Source organism: Dehalococcoidales bacterium (assembly GCA_041656115.1).
In the GTDB taxonomy this organism is placed as follows: Bacteria; Chloroflexota; Dehalococcoidia; order Dehalococcoidales; family UBA5627; genus UBA5627.
Map to the genome: position 1 here is coordinate 1 of JBBAED010000031.1, position 2,743 is coordinate 2,743.

The window sequence follows — 2,743 nt, forward strand, 5'->3', positions numbered from 1 at the left end:
CTAGCCTTTGCCAATGCCTGGTCAACTCTGTTTTGATACTCGACTGCCTGGTCTACCAATGTGAGCAACTCAACAACCAAGATTGACCGTTTTTGATCGAGCAACTCATGCCCTAATGTCGCAAATTTTAACTCATCGGTTAGTCTAAGGAGGTTACTTCTTGTCGGTGCAATATTTTTTTTCATCTTAACGACCGTAGTATTCGGCAATCTCCTCTTCGGTTACCCGCTGTAACTCTTCGGTTGGTAATTCACTTAGCGCTTTCCATCCCAACTCTAGGGTTTGTTCGATGGATCTGTTTTCGCTGAAAGATTGATTGACAAACTCTTTTTCAAAGACGTTACCGAATTTTAAATAGCGATGGTCAATTGCAGTTAACTCCTCTTCCCCGATAACGGAAGCAAGGTTTCGGACATCTTTGACATGACTGTACGAGGCAAACAGCTGGTTTGCCAAATGGGGATGGTCGGCTCTTGTCATCCCCTCCCCGATTCCGTCTTTCATAAGACGGCTCAAACTCGGCAATCCATTAATTGGGGGATAAATCCCCTTTTGACTCATTTCACGGTCAAAAACAATCTGGCCTTCGGTTATATAACCGGTTAAGTCGGGAATTGGGTGACCGATATCATCATTAGGCATTGTAAGTATAGGCAGTTGGGTAATTGACCCGCCTCTTCCGCTTATTTTGCCCGAACGTTCATAAAGCTCTGCCAAGTTAGAATAAAGATACCCGGGATACCCTTTTCTGCTTGGTATCTCGCCTCTTAAGGTTGAAATCTCTCTTAGGGATTCACAGTAGTTGGTCATATCGGTCATAATAACCAAAACGTGTTTGCCTTTGGTATAAGCTAAATGTTCGGCTAAAGTGAGTGCCGTTTTCGGTGTGATGGTTCTCTCAATAGAGGGGTCATCTGCCAATGATAAAAACAAAGCAACATTTTCCAGAACATTGGCACTCTCAAAACTGTCAATAAAATAGCGGGCAACGTCGTATTTAACTCCCATTGCCGCAAAAACAATGGCAAATTCCAACTCTTCGGAGAGTACTTTTGCCTGACGGGCAATTTGGGCAGCCAATTGGTTGTGAGGCAGTCCGTTACCGCTGAAAATCGGAAGCTTTTGTCCCTGAATTAGGGTAGTCAGCCCGTCGATAATAGAGATTCCTGTTTGAATAAAATCCTGAGGATATTCACGGGCTGTTGGGTTTATCGGCAGACCGTTAACATCCAACTCATCTTCTCCTTTGGGGAGGGCTCCCCCGTCTCGGGGATGTCCAAGCCCGTTTAAAACTCTTCCCAACATATGTTCAGATACCGGCAGCTTTAATGGTTCTCCCATAAATCTGATTCGGGTTGAAGGGAGATTCAAACCGCTGGTTCCCTCAAAAAGCTGAACTACAACAACATCGTCACTTGTATCGAGAACTTGACCGCTGCGAAGCTTTCCGCTGCTGTCGATACACTCGACGAGTTCACCGAAACCTACCGGGTGGGTGTTTCGCATATAAACCAAAGGCCCGTCGATTTTTGAAGCCCCTACATATTCGCGTCCGCTGAGCAATGCTTTATCGAGACCCTCAAAACTACTGACGCCGCTCATAGATACCCCCGATTTGATTCATTGAGCGTTCCAGCTTAAGGCCGATTTTGTCCAACTCTTCGATATTTTCATTACTTACATTAAAGCGCATCCGAGAAATCTCCAAAATGACTCTCATCCTTTTAAACTTAATCATTGCAACCCCTTTAGCGATAGCCTCGGAACCCAATTGCCAATATCTTAAAATGAGATTCAACATCCTGATTTGTTTTTCAACAGTACTGTAACGATCATTTTCATCAAACGCATCTTGCTGCAAAAAAGCGGTTTTAAAAAGCGAGCAGACCTCAATCACAAAGTTTTGACTGTCGGGAAGGGCATCCGGACCGACAAGCTTTACGATTTGTTGCAGTCTTACCTCTCTTTGAAGAAGTTCCATTATCTGGCGTCTGCTTTCTGCCCAGGTTCCGTCGGTATGGGATTCCCACCATGGCTGCAGTTCATCCAAATACTCAGAGTAAGATTCAAGCCAACTTATTGCAGGATAGTGCCTTGCACTGGCTAAGGAGCGGTCTAAGCCCCAAAAGCAACGGACAAACCGTTTTGTATGTTGGGTAACCGGTTCGGAAAAATCACCTCCAGGCGGTGATACTGCTCCGATAACCGAAACCGAACCTTCGCCGCCGTCTAACAGGGACATGTAACCGGCTCTCTCATAAAACTCGGCTATACGGGTGGGGAGATAGGCAGGAAAGCCCTCTTCGGCCGGCATCTCTTCCATCCTTCCAGAAAGTTCCCTTAAAGCCTCGGCCCATCTGCTGGTTGAATCGGCCATAACCGCCACATGGTAACCTTGATCTCGATAATACTCGGCTAATGTGATTCCCGTATAGATACTGGCTTCTCTGGCCGATACAGGCATGTTTGAAGTGTTTGCAATTAAAATGGTTCGCTCCATTAAAGAACGGTTAGTATGAGGATCTACAAGGTGGGGAAACTCCCTAAGAACATCAGTCATCTCGTTGCCCCGCTCTCCGCAGCCGATATAGACGATGATATCGGCATCACACCAACGGGCAATTGAGTGCTGAGTCATCGTTTTACCTGTTCCAAAGCCCCCGGGTATCGCAACAGTTCCCCCTTTTGCCAAAGGGAAAAGCATATCTATTACCCTTTGACCGGTAATCAAAGGAATTGATAA

At 45.8% G+C, this 2,743-nt stretch carries 3 protein-coding genes; all 3 read right to left on the minus strand.

From position 1 onward, the window contains the following. A partial coding sequence (locus tag WC958_06385; protein ID MFA5629849.1) for a V-type ATP synthase subunit D occupies window positions 1–185 on the minus strand: 185 nt, incomplete at its 3' end. Between the two features lies 1 nt (window position 186). After that, window positions 187–1,602 (minus strand): V-type ATP synthase subunit B, encoded by a 1,416-nt coding sequence (locus tag WC958_06390; GenBank protein ID MFA5629850.1) that lies wholly within the window; start codon window positions 1,600–1,602, stop codon window positions 187–189. Beyond that, window positions 1,586–2,743: V-type ATP synthase subunit A (locus tag WC958_06395; GenBank protein ID MFA5629851.1), on the minus strand; the 1,158-nt coding region annotated here is incomplete at its 5' end. The genes WC958_06395 and WC958_06390, both read right to left, overlap by 17 nt.